Source organism: Trichocoleus sp. FACHB-591 (assembly GCF_014695845.1).
GTDB lineage: Bacteria > Cyanobacteriota > Cyanobacteriia > FACHB-46 > FACHB-46 > Trichocoleus.
On the sequence record NZ_JACJPA010000092.1, the window covers coordinates 1 to 22,237 of the forward strand.

Genomic DNA, 22,237 nt, shown 5'->3' on the forward strand with positions numbered 1-22,237 from the left:
AGGATTGGGTGCTATCTTGGCTTTCAAACTATTCTCTTTTCTAGGTGCGGGGGCCGACTGATTCGGTGCGCTTCCGCGCCCCTTCTCTCTCGACCGCTTAGCCAATATAACGAGAACAAGGCCAGACTGTCAACTCCCTAAAACTATTTTTTCTGAAATTATCTCAAGTGGCCTTACTGCATTGGTTTGAGCGATCGCAGCTTGTGGATAGCGACCGGAATGCCTATTTCTGACCTAAGCTTTTTCAGAAAAATGCCTAGCAGTAAGTTCATTCGTAAATGTAAGTAAGGCGGAAAGCTGTTGTCTCTTCAGTACCCCACTTCAATGGGAGTATGAGTTAAAGAGGGGATTGCTGCTTAACTTTGACTTCCATGAAAAATTCAACTGCCGTATTGCCACCATTTTTGGTCTTAGATCAATTGCTGCAAAGCTGGTTACTAGAGGATATTGGGCGAGGCGATCGCACCACTCAAAGTCTTTTAAGCCAAACCACAGACTTGAGGGAAGCCAAATGGATCGCTAAAGAGGCTGGAGTGATTGCTGGTCTACCAATCGCGGCGAGAGTTTTTCAGATTTTGAACGCGCAAGTTAGCTTAGTGACGGACATCAAAGAGGGCGAGTACTGTGAGGTTGGTCGAGTAGTGGCTCGGCTACACGGACCGATGGACGCGCTGTTGACAGGTGAACGAGTTGCTCTCAATTTAGCTATGCGACTGAGCGGAATTGCGACGGCCACTCGTCAGTATGTTGAGAAGATTGGCGACTTACCTACTCAACTAGTAGACACGCGCAAAACCACACCAGGTTTGAGATTGTTGGAGAAGTACGCATCTCAAGTAGGTGGCGCCGTTAACCACCGCATGGGCTTGGATGATGCAGTCATGATTAAAGATAACCACATTGCTGCGGCAGGAGGCATTGGTGAGGCGATCGCTCAAGTCCGAGCGCGGATTCCTTACCCCCTGACAATTGAGGTAGAGACTGAAACTTTATCCCAGGTCGAGGCAGCACTGAAATTTGGGGCCGACATTATTATGTTGGACAACATGCCCTTGGAAGTAATGCGACAAGCCGTGGGTTTAATTCGGCAGAAAAATGAGCAGATTAAGATTGAGGCTTCAGGCAATATTACGCTGGCAACTATTAGAGCGGCAGCGGAAACGGGTGTAGACTACGTTTCTACTAGTGCTCCGATCACGCGATCGACTTGGTTAGACCTCAGTATGAAGCTAGAGGTTGATAATTGTAATTGATAGCCACTAGCGATAGTTTGTAGTTTTGCCTTGAGCACTTCTCATTTTTTGTTATGAGCTCTACGATTGAACAACTCAAAGCTCGGTTTAGCCAAGCCTTTGTTGCAGCCTTTGGGGCTGAGTTAGCTGATACAGACCCAATATTGGTGCCTGCTAGCAATCCCAAGTTTGGCGATTACCAATCTAATGCGCCACTCTCCTTGACGAAGAAGTTGGGGCAGCCACCGCGCGCGATCGCAGAGCAAATTGTTCAGCAGTTGAATGTTTCTGATTTCTGTGCTCCCCCCATCATTGCTGGGCCTGGTTTTATCAACTTGACGCTCAAGCCAGAGTATTTAGCCGCTCAATTGCGATCGATGCAGGCAGGAGAGCGACTAGGGATTGAGCCAGTAAAGCAGCCTCAAAAAGTAGTGGTTGACTTTTCTAGCCCTAACATTGCCAAAGAAATGCACGTGGGGCACTTACGATCCACGATTATTGGAGATTCTGTTGCCCGCACTTTGGAATTTCGTGGGCATGATGTGCTGCGGCTGAATCATGTAGGGGATTGGGGCACTCAGTTTGGCATGTTGATTACCTACTTAAGAGAAGCCTGCCCAGAAGCCTTGACGACTTCCAATGCTTTGGAATTAGGCGATTTAGTGGCTTTCTACAAACGAGCCAAACAGCGTTTTGATGAAGACGAAGCCTTTAAGGAAGCCTCTCGGCAAGAAGTGGTGCGGTTGCAAGCTGGCGCAGAAGACTCAGTCAGAGCTTGGCAATTATTGTGTGAGCAGTCTCGGCAGGAGTTTCAGACAATTTACGATCGCCTAGATATCCACCTGACCGAGCGAGGAGAGTCTTTTTACAATCCCTTACTGGCAGCAGTGGTTGAAGACCTAGACAGGCTGCGGCTTTTGGTGGAAGACCAAGGGGCAAAGTGCGTCTTTCTAGAGGGGTTTACGAATAAAGAGGGGCAACCGTTGCCGCTGATTGTGCAGAAATCGGATGGAGGTTATAACTACGCCACAACTGATTTAGCGGCGCTGCGTTATCGGATTCAACAAGACGAAGCCAATCGCATTATTTATGTGACGGATGCGGGGCAGTCGAACCACTTTGCTCAGTTTTTCCAAGTGGCTAAGCGGGCGGGCTGGATTCCAGAAAATGTGGAAGTTGTTCATGTGCCGTTTGGTTTAGTGCAGGGTGAGGATGGCAAGCGACTGAAAACTCGCTCTGGAGACACTATTCGGTTAAAAGATTTGCTGGATGAGGCGATCGTGCGGGCTCGCGCAGATTTAGAAACTCGGTTGCAAGCAGAAGAAGGACGTGAGGAAACAGAAGAGTTTAAGCAACAGGTTGGTGAGGTAGTTGGTATTAGTGCAGTTAAATACGCCGACTTAAGCCAAAACCGTAACAGTAACTATATCTTTAGCTTCGACAAAATGTTGGCACTTCAAGGTAATACAGCACCTTACATGCTTTACACCTATGCACGGATTGCTGGGATTGCACGCAAAGGCAAAGTTAATTTTGACCAATTGGGGACAAACGTTCAAATTATCCTGAAAGAAGACCTTGAAATTGCAATAGCTAAACAACTACTAAAGTTTGTTGACGTCATTCAGGAAGTTGAACAAGATTTATTGCCCAATAGAGTCTGTCAGTATTTGTTTGACCTGAGTCAATTGTTCAACAAAATTTATGACCGCGAGCGTGGTTTGCCAGTTTTAATGGCCGAGGAGCCAATACGAACCTCGCGATTAGTCCTATGCCATTTAACAGCCAAAACATTGAAGCTGGGCCTATCATTATTGGGTATTCCAGTTCTAGAACGGATGTAAGCACTTCTGCCTTGTAAGAAAGGGTAGATAAGTACCTACCCTTTTATTTCTTCAGTGATCAGTTTTTGATACTCTGCCTCTGTGAAAAGATCTTGTTCGTCCTCAACGCGATCGCGGAAGAGAATCCCATCTAAATGATCTAGTTCGTGCTGAAAAATACGAGCTACAAAATCAGTTAATTCTTGTTGTTGTGGTTGCCCTGTGCGAGCGCAATACTCAACTGTAATTGTTCTGTATCTAGGAACTAATCCTCGTACATTTGGAACACTTAGACAACCTTCCCATCCTTTTACTATCTCGTTAGTATGAGCCACAATGCGTGGGTTAATCATTGCGGTTGGCTCCATTGTAGGAGCTTGAGGATAGCGAAGATTGGGACGAGAAGCCACAATAAATAAACGGCAAGAAGCTGAAATTTGGGGAGCCGCAATCCCGACACCATTCGACTTTTCTACAGTCAGGAGTAGATCGTCGATTAGTTGCTGTAATTGCTGATCTTGAATTTCATCAACCGCTTGAGCTTGCTGTCGGAGGACAGGATTTCCTAATTGCGCGATCGCACGGGCTTGGGTCATAACTTGATACTTGTGACTTGCCACAAAAAAGCCTTGCATTGATATCAATCTAGCAAGGCTAAGAGTTTAAGGACGAAGATAAAGCGGGTTATTCACTCTGAGCGGTTTGAGTTGGGAAGGGGCCAGGTTGCACTGCCAAGTTGAGAGTTTGGCCGTTTCGGCGTAGTTCTAAACGGAGCGTGCCACCTACAGAGCTGTTTTCTACTGCTTGTTGAATTTCATCTGCTGAGGTCACAGCCCGACCGTCCACTTTGCGAATCACATCCCCGATCCGTAGACCTGCTTTAGCGGCTGGGGAATTACGCATTACTCTTGCCACTAAGATGCCTTGGTCCTCTTGCACTTGAATATTGCTATTGGGATCACTGTTGAGCGTTTTTCTCAGCTCTGGCGTCAGAGTTGCCATTTGAATCCCCAAGAAGGGATGGTCTACGCTTCCCTTGGCGACTAGCTGGTTAGCAATCCGCTGAGCTGTATTGATGGGGATGGCAAATCCTAAGCCTTGTGCCCCACCAATAATGGCGGTGTTCATACCAATCACTTGACCTTGCTGATTTAGCAATGGCCCTCCGGAGTTACCAGGGTTAATCGCTGCATCAGTTTGAATAAAGCCAACTCGCTTATCTGGAACGCCCACTTGAGAGCTAGTCCGCCCCGTCGCACTGATAATGCCTGCGGTTACGGTGTTGTCTAGTCCGAGGGGATTGCCGATCGCGATCGCCCATTCACCAGGTCTAATTTGCTCAGAATTACCCAGCTCAACCGTTGGCAAGTTATTGGCTTGAATCTTGATAACCGCCACATCTGTGACTGGATCTTGGCCCATGACTTTACCACTGAAGGTGCGGCCATCTTTCAATGCCACAGTTACAGTATCGGCTCCATCTACTACGTGAGCATTGGTCAAAACCAACCCATCCGCTTTGATAATGAAGCCAGAACCAGTTCCGCGCTCTACTCTGGTAGCAGGTCCAGAAGGAATCTCGGCTCCGAAAAATTGCCGGAAGAATGGATCGTTGAAAATTGCTGGGGTCCGTCTAGTCACAGTCCGAGCAGAGTCGATGCGAACTACGGCAGGGCCGACTCTCTCCACTGCGGTAGCGATAAAGTTGGAGCCAGCAGTAATGGGTAAAGCTGGGATTTGAGCGACTGTGGTGGGAGCTACAGCTTGTTGAGCTAGCGAAGGCTTAGAGGCGAACCAGCGATCGCCCGCAAACATCAATCCAGCTCCCACCATGAGAGGCACTAGATAAGTTGCAGGCTTGGCCCAGATGGCTGGACTGGTAGCATTGTTTTTAGGAGTAGCAGGGGTAACTGTAACAAACTCAGATTGTTCTACCCCATCCTGAGTCTCAGAGCGACGCAACTCAGAGTCGTGATTTGTTGCCATTTATCTTCAGTCCTCGGTAACAATAAACTCAAATTTGCAAAGTGTCTGCGTTTTCATGCTAGGTTCTACGTCGATCTTCATGCCCGCAGACTTGGCTAGATTGATGTACAGCTTTTGATTAGAGCCCTTGAATGTTAGTGACTCTAGATATTCTTAATCTAAGAAGTCGATGTGGCATCGGGGTGACACTCTTATTCCAGGTTAATGAAACTAACTATTTCCAGTAATTTGCAAGGAATTAGACTGACTTACTCGGCTTTTTGCTCCCGTAACGTCCCCAATGTATCTTGAGAAAAATCTCACCTTGTCGGTCAAAATTCGTCATTTCAATTTCATCTTGAGAACACAAGATTGACAAACCCAATTGATAGCTTATGAACACAGGTGAATGAATGGCACGGACAGGCCGATTGCTGTTAGCTTTTGGGAATTCTCATGCTCAATCACATGGCTATCAGCGATCGCCTGCTCCTTCCTTACTTAGCTCTTCTTATTTTAGAAACTTTCTTCAGGACGATCACGCCACAGCCTTTGTCCCTAGTCCTAGCCATTTCTGCCAGAAAGTTTGGTCGGAGTTTCTTAGGCTCCGCGGAGATGCTATAAGTATTCAGGAATACATTTATATTTTACTGAAGGCACTCTGGCCTAGCTCTGAGTGCTCGATAAGTTATTTTTTTGTTGCGATTGCTATTAGTTTTAACTTTTATCGTTAAAGGCGCTCTTAGCGCCTCCCACTGTTGGCAAGCCGTAATTATACTGAAGCGTGTTAGTAAGTTAAATGGCTTACTTCTCTGCGATCGCCACTCTCAATGCTTTTTGCTCCTTACCGAATCACTCCATGTATAGTGGTTTGCTAACAAAAACCTGCTTTGAACCACTACATAGAAGATTAGTCTAAACTTCAGGTATGTTGAGCAGCAAGCCCGGTGGCCTGTTCGTGTCGTGGTGATGTTGGATTATTTCCCTATTGCCAGGTCGATTCGGTGCATAGTTTACTAGTTAGTTCTTCATGTTTGTTCTCCTGAGCGTCAGCGGTAGAGGTTAGCGGTGGAAATCACTCTTGAAAGTCTCTGGAATCAAATACTAGAGCGCCTACAGCTGCAACTGAGCCGCCCGACCTTTGAGACATGGATCAAAACTGCCAGCGTTGAGCAACTGGAAAACAATTGCTTAGTCATTCGCACACCTAACCCCTTTGCGCGTAATTGGCTCCAGAAGTATTACGTCAAGACGATCGCTGACGTAGCTCAAGACATTCTGGGCTATAGCGTCGAGATTCACATTACCATCGCTGAGGGAGATGCAACCACCAACGGCGATTCTGAGGTTTTGTGGTCTTCTCCTAACGAAACACCGGCCGTCAGTGCTATTAGCAACGCCAGTAGTTCGAGTGCAGCCTACGCTAATCAGCAGTCCAAGCCGAAGGAACTCAACGTTAAATATGTGTTCTCGCGCTTTGTGGTGGGTCCCAACAACCGGATGGCCCACGCCGCGTCTTTAGCAGTAGCTGAGTCTCCTGGGCGCGAGTTCAACCCTTTATTCTTGTGCGGGGGGGTAGGGCTAGGGAAAACTCACCTGATGCAGGCGATCGGCCACTATCGGTTAGAAATTTGCCCAGATTCCAAGATTTTCTACGTCTCTACCGAGCAATTTACTAACGACTTGATTGCTGCGATTCGCAAAGACAGCATGCAAAGCTTTCGGGAGCATTACCGCGCTGCCGATGTGTTGCTGGTAGATGACATTCAGTTCATTGAAGGCAAGGAATATACCCAGGAAGAGTTTTTCCATACCTTCAATACCCTGCATGAAGCGGGTAAACAGGTAGTTCTCGCGTCCGATCGCCCTCCTAACCACATTCCACGCTTGCAAGAACGTCTGTGCTCTCGATTCTCAATGGGGCTAATTGCCGATATCCAATCCCCCGACTTAGAAACTCGGATGGCGATTCTGCAAAAGAAAGCAGAGTACGAGAATATGCGCCTGCCTCGCGAGGTGATTGAGTACATCGCTTCTAGCTATACTTCCAACATTCGGGAACTTGAAGGGGCGCTGATTCGAGCAGTGGCTTATATTTCAATTTCCGGGCTACCGATGCGAGTGGAAAATATTGCTGCCGTCCTTAATCCCCCAGTAGAGCAGATTGAAGCCTCACCGGAAGCTGTCATGAATGCGGTGGCTGATGTATTTGATATTGCGGTAGAAGAGATTAAAGGCCAGTCCAGACGACGGGAAATTAGCTTAGCGCGGCAAGTTGGTATGTACTTGATGCGCCAGCACACAGACCTGAGCCTACCGAAGATTGGCGAAGAATTTGGCGGCAAAGACCATACGACTGTGATGTATAGCTGCGACAAAATTGCTCAACTCCGTACTAGCGATCCCGGTATGGCCCAAACTCTGCGTCAACTCAGCGATCGCATTAATTTAGCCAGTCAAAGCAAAGAGCGATCGTAGACTCACCCACCTTTGATAACAGCAGCTCGTCTTTGGGAGCTAGAAACCAGGAGCCAGAATCCAGAACTCTTGTGCTGCTCCTAGGTTCTAGCTCCCAACTTTTATAGAAAAGATGGAGGAGAACTTGCAGTTTGTAGTACGCTAAATACAATACATCAGTACTAAATACTACAAAGTGAAATCAATTATGAGTGAACTTAATAGAATTTCATTAAGTATTTTTAAGCAAAATCTGCCTGTGGAAAACTCCCTTATTTCTGTGGAAAACTCTGTGGAAAACCTGTGGAAAGTTCTGAATATCGGTGGAAAACTTTGATAAGTATAAATACCCTGTGGAAAAGTTGGCTATTTTTTCCACAGGTTTTCCACAGGGCAATATTGGTTCAAATCTAGACAGGATAAAGCTTTTAAAAGTTTTTCCACATTTTCCACAGGCCCTACTACTACTACTTTAAAAAATAGTTTTAAAGAGAAGAGTAGATAGACTATCAGGGCAAAGCTGAAAATAGGTGCTCTAGCTTGTTCAAGCTGAGAGTGATACGATGTCGTTCTCCCCACCAAGATTGCTCAAGTCACACCCTCCTGAGAAGAACTCGGCTAAATAAACTTCCATGAAATTGTTCTGTGCCCAAAGTGATCTCAGCGCTAATCTGTCGCTTGTTAGCCGTGCCATTCCTTCGCGACCCACTCATCCAGTTTTGGCTAACGTGCTACTCATTGCCGATGCGGCTGCACAACGAGTCAGCCTGACGGCATTTGACCTGAGTTTGGGAATTCGAACCAGTTTTGCGGCCCATGTGGAAACTGGAGGGGAAATTACACTGCCTGCCAAGTTGCTGAATGACATCGTTTCGCGCTTGCCAGAAGGGGAAATTAATTTAGCTGATGAAGCAGGAAACGCTGATGCCTCAGGTGAACCCAGCGATGTATTGCAAGCAACCCTTACTTGCTCCTCTGGCCGCTATCAAATGCGGGGGCTCAGTGCAGTAGAGTTTCCTGAGTTGCCTGTTATCGAAGACGGTGAAGTGGTTTACTTGCCTGTGGAAGCATTGGTGCAAGGCTTGCAGGGGTCTTTGTTTGCCACCAGTGCGGATGAAACGAAGCAAATTCTGACGGGTGTGCATCTGACCTTGCAGCAAGGAAGCTTGGAGTTTGCAGCGACGGATGGTCATCGCTTAGCCGTGGTGCAGACGACGGGAGAAACCCCAGATTCTCAAGCTGGAGCCGCGATCGCAGATACCGAACTCACGGTTACCATTCCTGCCAAAACACTGCGTGAGTTAGAGCGCATGGTAGGAATGCGCCCAGCCGAAGATGCCGTGGCATTGCACCTCAACCCTAGCCAAGCAGTGTTTGAATGGGCTGATCAACGCTTAACTAGCCGCCTCTTGGAAGGCCAATATCCCAACTACCGCCAACTAATTCCCCGGCAGTTCTCTCGGCAGATGACGGTGGAACGGCGATTGTTTTTGGGTGCGTTGGAACGAATTGCGGTTTTAGCAGACCAAAAAAATAATGTGGTCAAGCTCAGCTTGAATCTGGAACAGCAGGAGATTGCGCTTTCGGTGGATGCCCAAGATGTAGGGAATGGCCGAGAAGTGATTCCAGCTCAAGTATCGAGTGAAAGCGGTGACAGCTTGGATGTGGCGTTTAACGTCAAATACCTGATGGATGGCTTAAAAGCCCTGAATACTTCTGAGATTCAGATGCAGCTCAATTCAGCCACGACTCCTGTAGTTTTGACGCCTTTAGGCAGTGTGAAAATGACTTATTTGGTCATGCCTGTTCAAATTCGCAGCTAGAAGTCCAAGATTACTATGCTTCCACTACTGGCCTTTCCGGCTTCTGTACATGGAAAGAACTGCCTAGTACTCTAAAATAACGTTTTTTCTCTGTTAGCAGTGTTTTGTAGCGAGATATGGTACAAAACACTATTTTTCTGCTACTGCTTTTTAGCATCCTATAAAGAGATGAAGAAAAAAATTACCCATAGAGGGCGAATACAAGCTCAAGGTGGGGGAGTAGAAAAGTCGTGTGCTTGGGCTCAGGAAAGTCCACTTACTAGAGCTGAAGGACAACAGAAAATAGATACACTGGAAGAAAGCCTTACTTTAACTGAGAAAGAGGTACGAAAGGAGGCATTGCAACAGGCTAAAGATTATATAGAACGTGCTGCAAAGGCAGGCGGTGTAAATGCACCAGTCAGTAAAACTTTTCCAAATCGTTTGAAAGAAGGTTCAGATGTACGAGTTGATATAGAAGTAATCACAGGTCAAGCTTTTGTACCGGAGCTTATGGAATAGTTGCTATATGGCTTCTCCCACAGAACAAACAAACTATGAGTTATGGATTAATGGGGATGGCAGTTACGATTTTTTTCCATCAACCAATCAAAGTGCTCGTTCTTTGCTAGATGAGGGCGCAAAGTTAATTAATGTTATTGAAGCCATCTCTTGGGAAGAAGCTCGACAGAAACAGTACGAATTTTTGGGATGGGGAAGTTATAAACCTGCCTTTGATATCAGTGAAGATGTATCTATACTTGACTCAGATGGTCGAAAGACAGCTTTCAATATTAATGATTCATTTGATAGAAATATAGCTTGTAGGTTAACCAAGATTAGCTTTAAGCAACTACGTACGTTAGAACAGGAAAAAATAGTTCTTCCTCTTTTTAATGAGAAGCGGAATAAGGTATACACCTTTCCTCAGCTCTTGCAACTACAAGCATACGTCTTGATTAACCAAGATAGAAACGTTCGTGTTAGAAATAATGTACTAAAAAAGGTTTTGAAATTTTATTCTAATAATTTTAATAAGATTAGGCTTCATCAATCTTTTCCATATTCAATTGGTTCTACTGTAAAAACTGTAGAACCTGACCTATCTGATGTTAATGATCTTCTTAATCAAGTTAAGCAACTTGACTTTAGTTATAGAGCAGCTTATACAGTGCACATTTATCCCACTATGATGAATGTACTTATTGCCTTACACGAAAATGCACAGTCAATCTATAACATCGAATTTGATGAATTTAAGCAAATGCTGGTAGCATGATCACCAGTAAAAATAGAAGTTGAAGTTTGAAAATAGGGAAATCATAATGGAAGTTATGATCTTGTCTATGGTAGTTGTTCCTTTTTAACTGTATCCAAAAAATAAATGGGCAATAGGTATTTTCAACCCATTGTCCATTTACTTTTTAATCGAGTTTTTGAGATGAAAATTCGGGTTAGACCGAACGTTTATACTCGGACGCTATCAGCAAAGCGAATCTTAAGGAAATCGTCCTCCATTTTGGCTCCAGCGGGTTGCAAAGCAGCCAAAGATTGAGGCAGTACCAAGTTCCGGCGATGGTTGCCGATGCGAATGTTGAGTTCGTCGCCGTTCTTGCTCAGCTCCACTTGGTTCTTGGGAATCCCAGGCAAATACACTTCTAAGCTGTATTGATTCTGGTCTTGCACGATTCGTAAAGTGGTTTCTTTGTAATAAACCTGTGCTGGATCTTCGTCTTTATATAGAGTGTCTTTCAAGCGTTCTAAAGCAGCCAGCCCACACATTTCTTCCGAATACAACGGCACTTCCTTAACAGGTAGGGGGCTGAAGTTGTCGTGAATTTCTTGGCGATATTGTTGTTGATTGGCTTTCCACTTTTGGAAAAATGGATCGCTGACTTCATCCGGTAGAATCCGGTTGGCGATGACTAAATCAGTTGCCACGTTGTACAGGCTGAGGTAAGCATGCGCCCGCAAGGATTCCTTAATCACCATCTTTTCTGGGTTGGTGACAAGGCGAACCGAAGTTTGAGTGTTGTCAGTTAAGACTTTTTCGAGGGCTTCAATCTGCTGGTAAAACTCGTAAGGTGCATCCATGACTTCGTTGTCAGGCAATGAGAAGCCAGCCAAAGGCTTAAAGAAGGGCTCAATCAGCGGGCGCAAGGCGGCAGACACCTTCTGTAATGGCTTGTAAAAGCGCCGCATGTACCAGCCTGCCACTTCTGGCAAACTCAGTAGTCTTAAAGCGGTTCCGGTGGGCGCAGAGTCGATAATCAGCACATCGAATTCGTTTTCGTCATAGTGCCGTTTCATCCGCACCAAGCTAAAAATCTCATCCATGCCTGGTAGGATGGCGAGTTCTTCGGCTTCGACCCCTTCTAAGCCTCGTGCTTGCAAGACTTGAGTAATGTAGCGTTTAACTGCACCCCAGTTGCCCTCCAACTCCATTAAGGCATCGAGTTCTGCCCCCCAGAGATTGGGACGAACGGTTCGAGGTTCATGCCCCAGTTCCATGTCGAAGCTATCGGCAAGAGAGTGGGCAGGGTCAGTGCTGAGAACTAGGGTTTTATAGCCCAGTTCGGCACAGCGCAGCCCAGTAGCTGCTGCAACGGAGGTTTTACCAACCCCTCCCTTGCCAGTCATGAGAATTACGCGCATGAATAATTTTGCCTTATCTAAGAATGATTAACATTCATTTACTTAATTATCCCTACTTTACAAAGCCAGGAGTGAGGGATCAATCTCAGCTATCAAGCTCAAGGGACTGGCAACAGAGCCTAGGGTGCGATCGCAAGCTTATTGCGAATCAATCGCGAACTTAACCACCCGCCGCAAAAGCCGCCATGATCAAGGCTGAAAGCAGAATTCCAGGTGTGAGTAGCATGACGAGCATCAATAAATCGTGATTGGACATTAGCGGCTCCTAAACTTCTAAACTGATAACGAGTCGAGAGAAGAGAGATTGACAATAGTTTTTGCCAAGTTGGACTTAAACGTCCTTTTACACCTTAGCAAGTCTTGCTGGAGTGCTGTTTCAGTCTAGAGGGAGGCTTCTAAATGCCCGCTAAAAGCGCTGAAAGTCTTTACGCCCCGCAGGTAAAAATCATCTAGAAAAACTTTCTTAAATTTAAGTATTGCAATCTCAGGCAGTACGATTATCCTGAATGCCAAGATTGGGTCTTGCTTAGTCAAAAGCTTAAAAGCGATGCAAAATCAGAAATCGGTGTGGGGATTACCGTTGCGGCAACAATTGATTTCGCTGGCGCTGTCGGGCAATTGCCTCTGGGCGACGCTTGGGGTTAGCGCTGGATTGATAGGAGCGATCGCCCAGATGGCCCCAGTTCAGGCAGCTGTCCTAACTCAATGGCAATTTAACTCAACTGCCAATCAGCTAGAAATCACGGTCCCAGAAGGCACCCAACCCCGCTATTTCCTGCTCGCGAAACCTGCCCGCATTGTGCTGGACTTACCTAACACACAGATGGGTTCAGTACCAACCGAGCAAACGTTGTCTGGACCCGTGCAACAAATTCGGGTCTCACAGCAGCAAGCTGGGTCTACCCGCATCGTCATGCAGCTTGCTCCTAATGTGGTGTTTGCGCCAGGTCAGGTGAAGCTAGAACAGGCTGGCACTGGCAAGGCAGGCACTCGTTGGGTGCTGCGTCCTTTAATTGCTGGTAATAGTACCTCTACGCCCACCGTCGCTGCCAAACCTGCTGCATCAGCTACCGTCGCTACCAAACCCCAATCCGCTGCCCCTACTCCCCCATCGGTACAGCCATCTGCCCCTGCTGCATCCAGTACTCAGCGATCGCAACCCACTTTGCAACCCTCTCCACCTGTGGTCACAAATGAGCGATCGCAACCAACTACCCCTGCTGCTCCTCCAAGAAGTCGAATTACGAGAAATGCTGCCGACCTATTAGCACCTGGCGATCGTTCATTTGATAACTCATCTGCACCCTCACCGGAATCGTCCCCTGCGATCGCAGCTCCAACAGCACCATCTCCTCAACCATCTAACCTATTAGGGCCAGCACCAGCACCTTCAGACACAGCCATCTTTAGCCCTCGGTTGTCGCCTGAGGTGACTACTGCTACGCCTACGCCGACACCCAGACCGACTCAGAGTGCTCCAACTCGCGATCGCCAATCTCCAGTTACGCCAGCAAAACCATCTGCGCCGCCAAAATCGCCTGCACCCTCAACAGCCGCCCAACCAACAGCACAGTCAGCAGTCAAGCCGCCCCTACCTGCTCCCTCAGCTCAACCCAACCGGGCCACAAGTACAGCGATCGCTCCAACTCCTGTGGTGACTCCTGTATCTAAACCGTTGCCAGAACCTCAGCCACCAGCAGTACCCGTTGTGGCAGAGCCAGTAGAAACGGCTCCTGTTGCACCTGTTCAACCGGAGGTGAAACCTACCGCAAATCTGCCTCGACCGACACCAGACCTAGAGACAGCAGTATTACCCCCTGCTAACTTTCGATCGCAGCAGTCTGTAACCGTGAGTGTGCCGCCGATGAACAGTACTACTGCCTCTACTCAGGTGCCTCCATCAGGCGATCGCGTGTCAACTGACGCTACTAATACTGAAGCTGTGCCAGGACTGCCTCCAGCGGTTTTTACGCCACAGCCCAGCGCCACTGTAACCGTGCCATCGTTGTCGTCTACGCCACAATCTGCACCGACCCGTACGATCTCGGTAGACGCGTCCAAACCACCTAGAACAACAGATGGCGATGAAGTTGTGGGACGGGTAATTGAGTTTGGTCAACCTTTAGCCGCTACCAGCTCCGCGCCTGCTGCCGCCCTGCCTCCCAGCTTGCCGACTTTGGAAGCAGGGGCCGAACCTTTACCTGTAGAAACTCCCAATGCTGTCAGCGCTAGAACTACCACTCCGGTCACCGTGCCACCCTTGACTCGTTCAACTACTAGCGCCGCTCCTACCGAATTGGATTTTGAACGTCCGCCCACTCCACAAGCCGCACAACCAGAAAACTCGAGCTTAGTGGCTGTGGGTAGTGGAATTGTGTTGCCCACTGGCACCACATTACAACTGCAATATTCTGGGACTGAAGCTTTGGAGCTAAAGCCAGGAGCACCGCAGCAAGAAGTGCTGTTGCTGCAAACAGAGATTCGCGATCGCAACGGTAGCATCTTGGCTCCAACTGGGGCACCCGTCATTGGACGCTTTGAAACGACGAGTGGTGGTAGCCGCTTTGTGGCGCAGGCCATCAACTTACAAGGTCGAAATGTACCGCTCGCAGCTGAGTCAGCACTTCTGGGAGGCAAACTAAAAGTTGCACAGGATAAAGTTGTGAGAAATTCAGCTCTAGGAGCGTTGGCTGGAGCCCTAGTGGGGGGTTTATCTGGCGAAGAGGTGATCGGGGGTGCAGCAGCGGGTGCAGCAGTGACTTACTTGGCTTCCCCCAAACCTGCGAAGCTCCAACCAGGTCAAGTTCTACAAGTACGCCTGACGGAAGTGCTGCGATCGCCTTAACCCCCTGGCCTATGCTTCACACAAGTTCCTTCACTAGCAAATTGAATCCATAAAAAATTCCGCCCTAGTTGCAGCGTTGCCAGACTAACTAGAGCGGAATTCTGTTTAACTAAATTGCACGTGTTGGATTAGAACTTGTCGCTTTCGGGTAGGGGCGCACCGCCAGAACCAGACTGATTCAGGAAGAGGTTTTGTGCTGCGTCGTTTTGATAGATGCAACTGATTTGGGGTGAGCTTTCCAGGGTTCCAGTAAAACCAAAGGTATTCATTCGGTTTTTACATTCACGCAGTTGATCCCCGGAAATTAAGTTACGTTGCCGGAGGACTTCCCAGTTACTGCTGCGTAAGACGCATCCTGGCTGCATCTTGGGTTGAGAAATATACACACTAAAGGGGTTGAGCGTCACAAACACTCTGGTGTCCATTGTGATCGCGCTAGCGCCGTACTGCACACAGATTTCTGGGTTAGGAGCAGCTCGGTCAATAAACTCACGAGTAGCCACGTTCTCAGGCCCAGAGCTAGCCACAGAGCTAAACGCAATGCCAATGCCAATCCCTAAAATAAAGACACCGCTCAAAATTGCTAGCGTCGTGGCGCTTAACGCTGAAGCAAACGATGAGCCGTTGCGGCTGGGACTAGCAGCAGGACGAGCTGGAGGTGGTGAAGGCTTAGGTCTGCGATTCATGGCGACTGATTGAATTTTAAGTAAATAACAAAGTAACGTTGCAACTGCGCTTCTTCTCCCAGTATGCCGTTAATTTTTCGGCAATCTGAGCCGTGTGACAATAGGAAGGCTTGTGTGGTCAAGTTTTTGAGCGATTAACCGTGACTTCTTCATCTCCATTTCGACAAGGAAAACCTTTCAATTCACCCACTCAAAACATTTTGGGAGACAGCCTCACAGTCTTGTGGGGAGATTGGCTAGATTTAAGAATCCGGATTGCCCAAATTGCGGCGTCTGGTTTAGTATCGCCTCTTATTTATATTTTGGCGTTTGGTTTGGGTTTGGGCAGTTCTCTAGACAAGGTGGCTCAGCCCTCCGCAGGCGAGAATTACTTGCAATTTATTTTGCCTGGAATGGTGGCGTTGTCGTCAATGGCAATTAGTTTTGGCGGCACCACTTTCTCAATTTGTGGAGAGCGACTATTTACCAAGACGTTTGAAGAAATGCTGTTGCTCCCGGTGCATCCTTTGTCGTTGTTTCTCGGCAAGATGCTAGCGGGTGTGATTCGGGGTTTGATGACTTCAGGTTCAGTCATTCTGGTTGCTATCTTGTTTACCGGGAAGATTTGGAGCTTCTTAAATCCACTATTTCTGCTATTGCTAGTGCTAAATTGTGCGGTGTTTGCAGGCTTGGGTGTGATTGTGGGCTTGAGCGTGCGATCGCTCGAAAGTGTGGGTCTCTACAACAACTTCTTGATTGTGCCGATGTCATTTCTCGGAGCCACATTTTTCGATCCCGCAGCATTACCTGTGGCGCTCAAGGGAATTGTGTATTTGCTGCCACTGACCTATGCCAGCATTGGCTTACGAGCTGCAGCCTACTTACCGTTGAGCCAGTTTCCTTGGTATAGCATTGGGGTATTACTGTTAGCGGCGATCGCTCTCTCCGCGATTGGAGCGTACAAATTCTCTCATCAACAGGATTAAGCAATCATGGCCTCAGATTATGCTCCTCCCGTTGATCGTCTCTTGACCTTTGGGGATTGTCGTGACTCGATAGCTGACTGGCCCGACTACCTCAAAGCACTAGAACTAGGGCCAGAGCATATTCCTGACTTGATTCGGATGGCAGCTGACGAAGAATGATGGTTGCTAGAGTCCGAGGGTTTAGAGATTTGGGCATCGATCCATGCTTGGCGATCGCTGGGACGATTGCGAGCTGAAGCTGCGATCGAGCCTTTGCTGAGCTTGCTGCACCGGATGGATGACGAAGGCAATGCCTGGATCGGAGAAGAATTGCCAGAAGTGTTTGGCATGATTGGTGCAGTAGCAATCATGCTCTTAGTACTTACCTGGCTGATAAAACACATGGGCTTTCGGCACGAACCGCAGCATCTGAGGCTTTGGTAAAGATCGCTGAGCAGCATCCAGAAACACGAGAGCAATCTATTGCCGCGATCACTCATCAGTTAGGGCAGTTTACCAAGAACAACCCAGTGCTGAACGGCATGCTGGTTGTAGCATTGCTGGACCTAAAGGCGGTGGAAGCTGCCCCAGTCATGGAAAGAGCTTTTTTGCAAATCGAGTGGATGAAACGATCGCGGGCGATTGGGAGGAGGTGCAGCTAGATCTAGGCATGGTCTCCAAGCTAGAGTTGCGCCAACGCCGATTTGCAGCTTCTCAACGTCCCGTGGTTGATTTCTCTACAGTCGCTCAACCCAAACCAGAAGTTTCAGGTTTCGGCTCATCTTCTTCTGAGAAACCTAAGAAAAAGGGTAAGAAGAAAAAATAGGCGATCGCCTATGGTGCGTTGCAACGCACCGAACTCAATTCCCGAGTGATGCCCGAAAGAGGTAAGCGATCGCCTCCATAAATTCTTAGAGTGGTGCGTTGCAACGCGCCCTATGGGGGTAAATGGGCAACAAAAAAGGTGAGCGCTCGCCCACCTCAAAAAACTCTTCAATCGTTAAAACTTAGACGTTGAAGCGGAAGAGTAGTACGTCGCCTTCTTGGACGATGTATTCTTTACCTTCACTGCGAACTAAGCCTTTTTCCTTAGCGGCAGTCATCGAACCTGTGGTAGTCAAATCTTTGTATGCGACTGTTTCAGCTCGGATAAAGCCGCGCTCAAAATCGGAGTGAATCACGCCAGCAGCTTGAGGCGCAGACATGCCCGCTTTGATCGTCCAAGCGCGGGTTTCTTTGGGACCAGTGGTGAAATAGGTGCGGAGACCCAAGAGCTCGTAGGTGGCGCGGATGAGGGATTTGAGGCCGCCTTCTTCTACACCCAAGGAAGCCAAGAAATCTTGGCGCTCATCTTCGGGGATTTCGATCAGTTCTGACTCAACTTGAGCCGAAACGACCACCACTTGGGCTTCTGAGCCTGCATACTGCCGTACTTGCTCCACGTGAGCATTCCCCGTTGCGAGGTCATCTTCTGAAACGTTGGCGGCATAGATGATCGGCTTGCGAGTTAGCAGACCCAATGGCTTGACGATGATTTCTTCTTCCTCGTTCAGGTCTACTTGGCGAGCTTGTTTGCCTTCGTTGAGGGCGGCGCTTAGTTTTTCCAGTGCGCCCAGCTCAATTTGAGCTTCTTTGCTGGTGCGGGCATTTTTGCGAGTGCGCTCAATCTTGCGATCGATCTGAAATAGATCAGACAATCCTAGTTCTAGGTTGATCACTTCGATGTCGCGGACTGGATCAACCGAACCGGAGACGTGGATGATGTCGTCGTTCTCGAAGCAGCGCACCACATGCACGATTGCATCGACTTCACGAATGTTGGCGAGAAATTGGTTGCCCAACCCTTCCCCTTTGCTAGCACCTTTCACCAATCCAGCGATGTCTACAAACTCAACCCGTGTGGGCACAATTTCTGCTGAGCTAGAAATCTGAGCAAGGGCTTGCAGCCGCTCATCAGGAACCGCGACCACGCCAACATTTGGTTCGATGGTGCAGAAAGGAAAGTTGGCGGCTTGAGCTTTGGCATTAGCGACCAAAGCATTGAATAAAGTTGATTTTCCGACGTTGGGCAGTCCAACAATCCCGGCTCTTAGCATGTCAGTTCGGTTGCGTGAGTAAACAATTCAGCAGATGGGCTGATATTGATTTTATTGCGGTTCCGGAATCGTTTGTGGAATTGGCGCGGGGACTGTTTGTGGGATTGGTGCGGGAACAGGCTCAGGAACTGGGCTAGGAATGGTTTCAGGGACTACTTGGGGAATTGGTTCGGGCACAGGGCCAGGAATGGGTTCTGGAATCATCGGGCCTGGGTTTGGTTCTAATGGACCTGGACCCGGTGTGGGGATTTGTGGCTCTGGAATGCTAATCATGTACATGGCGATCGCGCTCCGTTAGATAACGCTTCCACGGTAAAGGGCGAGCGCACTATTGCCATCTCTCATAAGTAACGACCTCATAAATTCTGTGAATCTTGTCGAATTACAACACCAAACGCCTCTGCTTGATGCTTTACGGCATTGTGCTCAACGACCCAACACACCGTTTTACGCACCGGGACACAAACGCGGGCAAGGAATTCCAACTCAACTCTCTAATCTCTTAGGATCTGAAGTCTTTCGAGCTGATCTACCAGAGTTGGTGGAATTAGATAACCTATTTGCGCCTCAAGGACCAATCCAAGCCGCGCAAGAGCTAGCTGCACAAGCCTTTGGAGCGGAGCAAACTTGGTTTTTGGCAAATGGTTCTACTAGTGGTGTAATTGCAGCTATTCTTGCAACTTGCAATCCGGGCGATCGCATTATTCTGCCGCGCAACGTTCACCAATCCGCAATTTCAGGTTTGATTCTCTCTGGGGCAATTCCGGTGTTTGTGGAGCCAGAGTACGATCCGGTTTTGGATTTGGTACATAGCATTACCCTTGCTAGCGTAGCTGCTGCCCTAACGCAATACCCCGATGCCAAGGCCGTGCTAATGGTTTACCCCACCTATTACGGGGTCTGTGGAGATGTCCAGGCGATCGCCCAACTCGCCCATGATCGCAACGTTCCTTTATTAGTTGATGAAGCCCATGGGCCGCATTTTGCTTTTCATCCAGAGTTGCCAACTGCTGCCTTAACTGCTGGAGCTGATTTGGCGGTGCAATCGATTCATAAAGTGCTGTCAGCCATGACCCAAGCGGCAATGTTGCACGTCCAAGGAGAACGGGTAGATCGCGATCGCCTTACCAAAGCCTTGCAACTTGTCCAATCCACCAGCCCCAGCTATCTCTTGTTGGCTTCACTAGATGCGGCACGTCAACAGATGGCAACTCAAGGCCAAGCACTGATGACCCAGACCTTGCAACTCGCAGACTTAGCCAGAACCCAAATTAGCCAAATTCCTGGCCTGCAAGTTTTGCAACTAGAACAGGCAAGTTCTTCCGGATTTACAACGCTCGATCGCACCCGCTTAACTGTGACAGTTTCAGGTTTAGGTTTGACGGGTTTTGCAGCCGATGAAATCCTCAACGAGGAATTTGGCGTGACCGCCGAACTGCCCTCTCTACAACACCTCACTTTCATCATTAGCTTGGGCAACACCGAAGCTGATATTCAACATTTAGTAGCAGCCTTGCAACAGTTAGCAACACGGAGCGATCGCAACCAACCACAAACTTACCCTCTGCTCCGTGTTGATTCGCAAACGAAGGAGCCAACTCCCCTACTCACTCCTTACTCCTCGCTCCTCACTCCTCGTGACGCTTGGTTTGCTCCTACTGAAACGGTGGCGATCGCCCAAGCAGTGAATCGAGTCAGCGCCGAACTGGTTTGCCCCTATCCTCCCGGAATCCCCGTCTTGGTGCCAGGAGAAGCGATCGCATCAGAAGCAATCAACTATCTACGACAAGTCCTAGCAGCAGGAGGCTTCATCACAGGTTGCGCGGATGTTAGCTTGCAAACACTAAAAGTGGTGCAAGAGGAAGCAGGAAGGATAAGGAATGAAAAAGCTTAAAGCAATGAATAAAGGTTTAGCTAAACCTCTAAATTCAGTGTTGACCAGCACTAATTTTTCTAGACTGGTAGGAATTACGATGAAGGCATTCCTTTAATTTTCTTTGTTTTCGCTTCTTTGATCTCCATCCTTCCTCCCTCATCCTTCATCCTCTAAAGCCATGTCTTCTCCCCTCTGGCCCTATGTGACTCCCGGCATTCCTGATGATCTGTTCGAGCGGTTGCCTGGGATTCCGATGAGCCAACGGGAGGTGCGGTTGTTGCTGGTGTCTCATCTACGTTTATGCTCAGACTCGATTCTGTGGGACATTGGGGCGGGGACAGGCACAATTCCGGTGGAGGCAGGTTTGCTATGCCCAAAGGGGCGGATTGTGGCGATCGAGCGAGATGAAGAGGTTGCGAGTTTAATTCGGCGGAACTGCGATCGCTTTGGGGTTAAGAATGTGGAAATCGTGGAAGGCAGTGCCCCCGAATGCCTGGAAAGCATTCAGTATCGACCCAACCGCGTTTGCCTGGAGGGTGGCCGTTCGATTAAAACCATCCTAAAAGCTGCGTGGGAACATCTCGATTTACAGGGGCGGGTGGTTGTGACTGCTTCCAGCCTGGAGGGTTTGTATGCCGCCTCCGAGAGCTTTTCGGAATTGCAGGTTCGCAATATTGAAGTGGTGCAATCGGCCATGAACCGTTTAGAGAAGCGAGGCATGAATCAAACCTTTGCTTCAGTAGATCCGATCTTTGTCCTCAGCGGCGAGAAGCTAGAGTGAGCTTGAATTTGCTCCGAATTGCTTAAAGTGTGCCAAAGTAATTCTTAACCTTCAGCTAACCTTATGATTCGGCTCTAGCCTAGACTGAGGCCAGATTGGAGTGTGCCTACCGATTCCTCAGGGACTCTAGAAAAGTCCCATACTGTAGGAATTGCGGGGTGAACAATTCATGTAAGAAACCTATCTTATGCCTTGGTCTCGGATTGTTAGTGGAATTATTGCGATCGCCCTGGCTCTAGCTTTGACAGTTGTGGGGGGCTGGTACTACACCTTGGCGTTTGGTGTGCTCATTTATTTAGGCCAATTAGAGTACTTTCAACTAGTTCGCGCTAAAGGGATCTTACCTGCTGCTAAGACAACGTTGGTCGTCAGTCAAGCGTTATTGGTGCTCTCCCCAATCGCCCCAAATTTAGCAGACGCTGTGTTTCCCGTTGCGGGTACGTTTATCTGTTTCTATCTCCTGTTTCAGCCCAAATTTGCCACGATCGCCGATATTTCCGCCTCGATCATGGGCCTGTTTTATGGAGGCTATTTACCGAGCTATTGGGTGAGGCTGCGATCGCTCGGCACTCTTGAGCACAGCAATCTTCCCCTTTGGGGCTACTGGCCTGAGCAATGGACCAATTTGCAGGCGCTACCCCAAGGTTTGACGGCAACTTTGCTCGCATTCTGCTGTATTTGGGCCGCTGATATTGGCGCTTATACCTTTGGTAAGTTTTTTGGTCGCACCCGCCTTTCAGACATCAGCCCCAAGAAAACAGTAGAAGGAGCAGTGTTTGGGGTGTTTGGCAGTATTGCCGTTGCGATCGCTGGTTCCTGGTGGCTAGATTGGTCCGGGTGGCCCCTAACTGGCTTTGCCTTGGGTCTGTTGATCGGCATTGCCAGCTTACTAGGAGACCTGACAGAATCGATGATGAAGCGAGACGCAGGAGTCAAAGATTCGGGACAGCTCATCCCTGGACATGGTGGCATTCTCGATCGCGCCGATAGTTACGTGTTTACAGCGCCACTGGTCTATTATTTCGTGACGCTGCTACTGCCGCTTTTACCTCAGGCTTAAATAAAGAGAAAAAGG

General features: G+C 48.4%; 21 protein-coding genes. 15 read left to right on the forward strand and 6 right to left on the reverse strand.

Annotation, left to right across the window (positions count from 1 at the left end):
* The first annotated feature begins 371 nt into the window (after positions 1-371).
* Positions 372-1,253, forward strand: coding sequence for a carboxylating nicotinate-nucleotide diphosphorylase (gene nadC, locus H6F90_RS16655; RefSeq protein ID WP_190553479.1), 882 nt, complete (start codon positions 372-374; stop codon positions 1,251-1,253).
* Positions 1,254-1,306: 53 nt separating this feature from the next.
* Entirely contained in the window at positions 1,307-3,076 is a 1,770-nt protein-coding gene (gene argS / locus H6F90_RS16660) for an arginine--tRNA ligase (RefSeq protein ID WP_190553480.1), read from the forward strand.
* 35 nt (positions 3,077-3,111) lie between these two features.
* Here the strand turns inward: argS and def are convergent, their stop codons facing one another.
* Together def and H6F90_RS16670 are read right to left on the reverse strand one after the other, a co-directional pair.
* The gene (gene def / locus H6F90_RS16665) at positions 3,112-3,675 is read right to left on the reverse strand and encodes a peptide deformylase (RefSeq protein ID WP_370588032.1); all 564 of its coding nucleotides are present in this window, start codon (positions 3,673-3,675) and stop codon (positions 3,112-3,114) included.
* A 64-nt stretch (positions 3,676-3,739) separates the two neighbouring features.
* Complete coding sequence (locus tag H6F90_RS16670) at positions 3,740-4,870, reverse strand: HhoA/HhoB/HtrA family serine endopeptidase (protein ID WP_370588034.1); 1,131 nt, start codon at positions 4,868-4,870, stop codon at positions 3,740-3,742.
* A 1,218-nt stretch (positions 4,871-6,088) separates the two neighbouring features.
* Between H6F90_RS16670 and dnaA the strand changes: the two genes are divergently transcribed.
* The 4 genes from dnaA (at position 6,089) to H6F90_RS16690 (ending at position 10,558) form a co-directional block, all read left to right on the forward strand.
* Positions 6,089-7,498, forward strand: coding sequence for a chromosomal replication initiator protein DnaA (gene dnaA, locus H6F90_RS16675; protein WP_190436271.1), 1,410 nt, complete (start codon positions 6,089-6,091; stop codon positions 7,496-7,498).
* A gap of 611 nt (positions 7,499-8,109) precedes the next feature.
* Positions 8,110-9,300 (forward strand): DNA polymerase III subunit beta, encoded by a 1,191-nt coding sequence (dnaN, locus tag H6F90_RS16680; protein WP_190553482.1) that lies wholly within the window; start codon positions 8,110-8,112, stop codon positions 9,298-9,300.
* Between the two features lie 168 nt (positions 9,301-9,468).
* Positions 9,469-9,801 (forward strand): hypothetical protein, encoded by a 333-nt coding sequence (locus H6F90_RS16685; RefSeq protein WP_190553483.1) that lies wholly within the window; start codon positions 9,469-9,471, stop codon positions 9,799-9,801.
* 7 nt (positions 9,802-9,808) lie between these two features.
* A complete protein-coding gene (locus H6F90_RS16690) occupies positions 9,809-10,558 on the forward strand; it encodes a hypothetical protein (RefSeq protein ID WP_190553484.1) in 750 nt (249 codons plus the stop codon).
* A 188-nt stretch (positions 10,559-10,746) separates the two neighbouring features.
* Here the strand turns inward: H6F90_RS16690 and H6F90_RS16695 are convergent, their stop codons facing one another.
* Positions 10,747-11,934 (reverse strand): TRC40/GET3/ArsA family transport-energizing ATPase, encoded by a 1,188-nt coding sequence (locus H6F90_RS16695; protein WP_190436281.1) that lies wholly within the window; start codon positions 11,932-11,934, stop codon positions 10,747-10,749.
* Positions 11,935-12,481: 547 nt separating this feature from the next.
* Here H6F90_RS16695 and H6F90_RS16700 point away from each other — a divergent pair.
* Positions 12,482-14,779, forward strand: coding sequence for an AMIN domain-containing protein (locus H6F90_RS16700; protein WP_190553485.1), 2,298 nt, complete (start codon positions 12,482-12,484; stop codon positions 14,777-14,779).
* A 128-nt stretch (positions 14,780-14,907) separates the two neighbouring features.
* Here H6F90_RS16700 and H6F90_RS16705 read toward each other — a convergent pair whose 3' ends face one another.
* Positions 14,908-15,465 carry a DUF3172 domain-containing protein gene (locus H6F90_RS16705; protein ID WP_190436286.1) on the reverse strand — a complete coding sequence of 186 codons (558 nt, stop codon included), beginning with the start codon at positions 15,463-15,465 and terminating at the stop codon, positions 14,908-14,910.
* A 140-nt stretch (positions 15,466-15,605) separates the two neighbouring features.
* Here H6F90_RS16705 and H6F90_RS16710 point away from each other — a divergent pair, with 140 nt between their 5' ends.
* The 5 genes from H6F90_RS16710 to H6F90_RS16730 are packed head-to-tail and all read left to right on the forward strand — an operon-like array spanning position 15,606 to position 17,235.
* On the forward strand, positions 15,606-16,430 hold the full coding sequence (locus tag H6F90_RS16710) for an ABC transporter permease (RefSeq protein ID WP_190553486.1): 825 nt from the start codon (positions 15,606-15,608) through the stop codon (positions 16,428-16,430).
* Between the two features lie 6 nt (positions 16,431-16,436).
* A complete protein-coding gene (locus H6F90_RS16715) occupies positions 16,437-16,589 on the forward strand; it encodes a hypothetical protein (RefSeq protein WP_190553487.1) in 153 nt (50 codons plus the stop codon).
* A 3-nt stretch (positions 16,590-16,592) separates the two neighbouring features.
* The gene (locus H6F90_RS16720; protein ID WP_190553488.1) at positions 16,593-16,853 is read left to right on the forward strand and encodes a hypothetical protein; all 261 of its coding nucleotides are present in this window, start codon (positions 16,593-16,595) and stop codon (positions 16,851-16,853) included.
* Entirely contained in the window at positions 16,847-17,071 is a 225-nt protein-coding gene (locus H6F90_RS16725; protein ID WP_190553489.1) for a hypothetical protein, read from the forward strand. Before H6F90_RS16720 ends, H6F90_RS16725 begins: the two co-directional genes overlap by 7 nt.
* A complete protein-coding gene (locus H6F90_RS16730) occupies positions 17,062-17,235 on the forward strand; it encodes a hypothetical protein (protein WP_206756187.1) in 174 nt (57 codons plus the stop codon). The genes H6F90_RS16725 and H6F90_RS16730 overlap by 10 nt, the downstream gene beginning before the upstream one ends.
* 181 nt (positions 17,236-17,416) lie before the next feature.
* On the opposite strand, the gene ychF is transcribed toward H6F90_RS16730, so the two are convergent.
* Both ychF and H6F90_RS16740 read right to left on the reverse strand, forming a co-directional pair.
* Positions 17,417-18,505 (reverse strand): redox-regulated ATPase YchF, encoded by a 1,089-nt coding sequence (ychF, locus tag H6F90_RS16735; RefSeq protein WP_190553491.1) that lies wholly within the window; start codon positions 18,503-18,505, stop codon positions 17,417-17,419.
* A 51-nt stretch (positions 18,506-18,556) separates the two neighbouring features.
* Positions 18,557-18,784, reverse strand: coding sequence for a hypothetical protein (locus tag H6F90_RS16740; RefSeq protein ID WP_242016931.1), 228 nt, complete (start codon positions 18,782-18,784; stop codon positions 18,557-18,559).
* Positions 18,785-18,872: 88 nt separating this feature from the next.
* Here H6F90_RS16740 and H6F90_RS16745 point away from each other — a divergent pair, with 88 nt between their 5' ends.
* From H6F90_RS16745 to H6F90_RS16755, 3 genes are all read left to right on the forward strand, one after another.
* Positions 18,873-20,399, forward strand: a complete 1,527-nt coding sequence (locus H6F90_RS16745) for an aminotransferase class I/II-fold pyridoxal phosphate-dependent enzyme (protein ID WP_190553492.1) — start codon at positions 18,873-18,875, stop codon at positions 20,397-20,399.
* A gap of 160 nt (positions 20,400-20,559) precedes the next feature.
* The gene (cbiT, locus tag H6F90_RS16750; protein WP_190553493.1) at positions 20,560-21,162 is read left to right on the forward strand and encodes a precorrin-6Y C5,15-methyltransferase subunit CbiT; all 603 of its coding nucleotides are present in this window, start codon (positions 20,560-20,562) and stop codon (positions 21,160-21,162) included.
* A 187-nt stretch (positions 21,163-21,349) separates the two neighbouring features.
* Entirely contained in the window at positions 21,350-22,222 is an 873-nt protein-coding gene (locus H6F90_RS16755) for a phosphatidate cytidylyltransferase (RefSeq protein WP_190553494.1), read from the forward strand.
* Positions 22,223-22,237: the final 15 nt, after the last annotated feature.

What these genes read in the sequence shown, in the direction of transcription:
- H6F90_RS16700 (WP_190553485.1), top strand. Translation starts at nt 12,482, where the DNA reads ATGCAAAATCAGAAATCGGTGTGGGGATTACCGTTGCGGCAACAATTG.
- H6F90_RS16695 (WP_190436281.1), bottom strand. Translation starts at nt 11,934, where the DNA reads ATGCGCGTAATTCTCATGACTGGCAAGGGAGGGGTTGGTAAAACCTCC.
- cbiT (WP_190553493.1), top strand. Translation starts at nt 20,560, where the DNA reads ATGTCTTCTCCCCTCTGGCCCTATGTGACTCCCGGCATTCCTGATGAT.
- H6F90_RS16705 (WP_190436286.1), bottom strand. Translation starts at nt 15,465, where the DNA reads ATGAATCGCAGACCTAAGCCTTCACCACCTCCAGCTCGTCCTGCTGCT.
- H6F90_RS16715 (WP_190553487.1), top strand. Translation starts at nt 16,437, where the DNA reads ATGGCCTCAGATTATGCTCCTCCCGTTGATCGTCTCTTGACCTTTGGG.
- H6F90_RS16670 (WP_370588034.1), bottom strand. Translation starts at nt 4,870, where the DNA reads ATGTTTGCGGGCGATCGCTGGTTCGCCTCTAAGCCTTCGCTAGCTCAA.
- H6F90_RS16690 (WP_190553484.1), top strand. Translation starts at nt 9,809, where the DNA reads ATGGCTTCTCCCACAGAACAAACAAACTATGAGTTATGGATTAATGGG.
- H6F90_RS16740 (WP_242016931.1), bottom strand. Translation starts at nt 18,784, where the DNA reads ATGTACATGATTAGCATTCCAGAGCCACAAATCCCCACACCGGGTCCA.
- ychF (WP_190553491.1), bottom strand. Translation starts at nt 18,505, where the DNA reads ATGCTAAGAGCCGGGATTGTTGGACTGCCCAACGTCGGAAAATCAACT.
- argS (WP_190553480.1), top strand. Translation starts at nt 1,307, where the DNA reads ATGAGCTCTACGATTGAACAACTCAAAGCTCGGTTTAGCCAAGCCTTT.
- H6F90_RS16755 (WP_190553494.1), top strand. Translation starts at nt 21,350, where the DNA reads ATGCCTTGGTCTCGGATTGTTAGTGGAATTATTGCGATCGCCCTGGCT.
- H6F90_RS16685 (WP_190553483.1), top strand. Translation starts at nt 9,469, where the DNA reads ATGAAGAAAAAAATTACCCATAGAGGGCGAATACAAGCTCAAGGTGGG.
- nadC (WP_190553479.1), top strand. Translation starts at nt 372, where the DNA reads ATGAAAAATTCAACTGCCGTATTGCCACCATTTTTGGTCTTAGATCAA.
- dnaN (WP_190553482.1), top strand. Translation starts at nt 8,110, where the DNA reads ATGAAATTGTTCTGTGCCCAAAGTGATCTCAGCGCTAATCTGTCGCTT.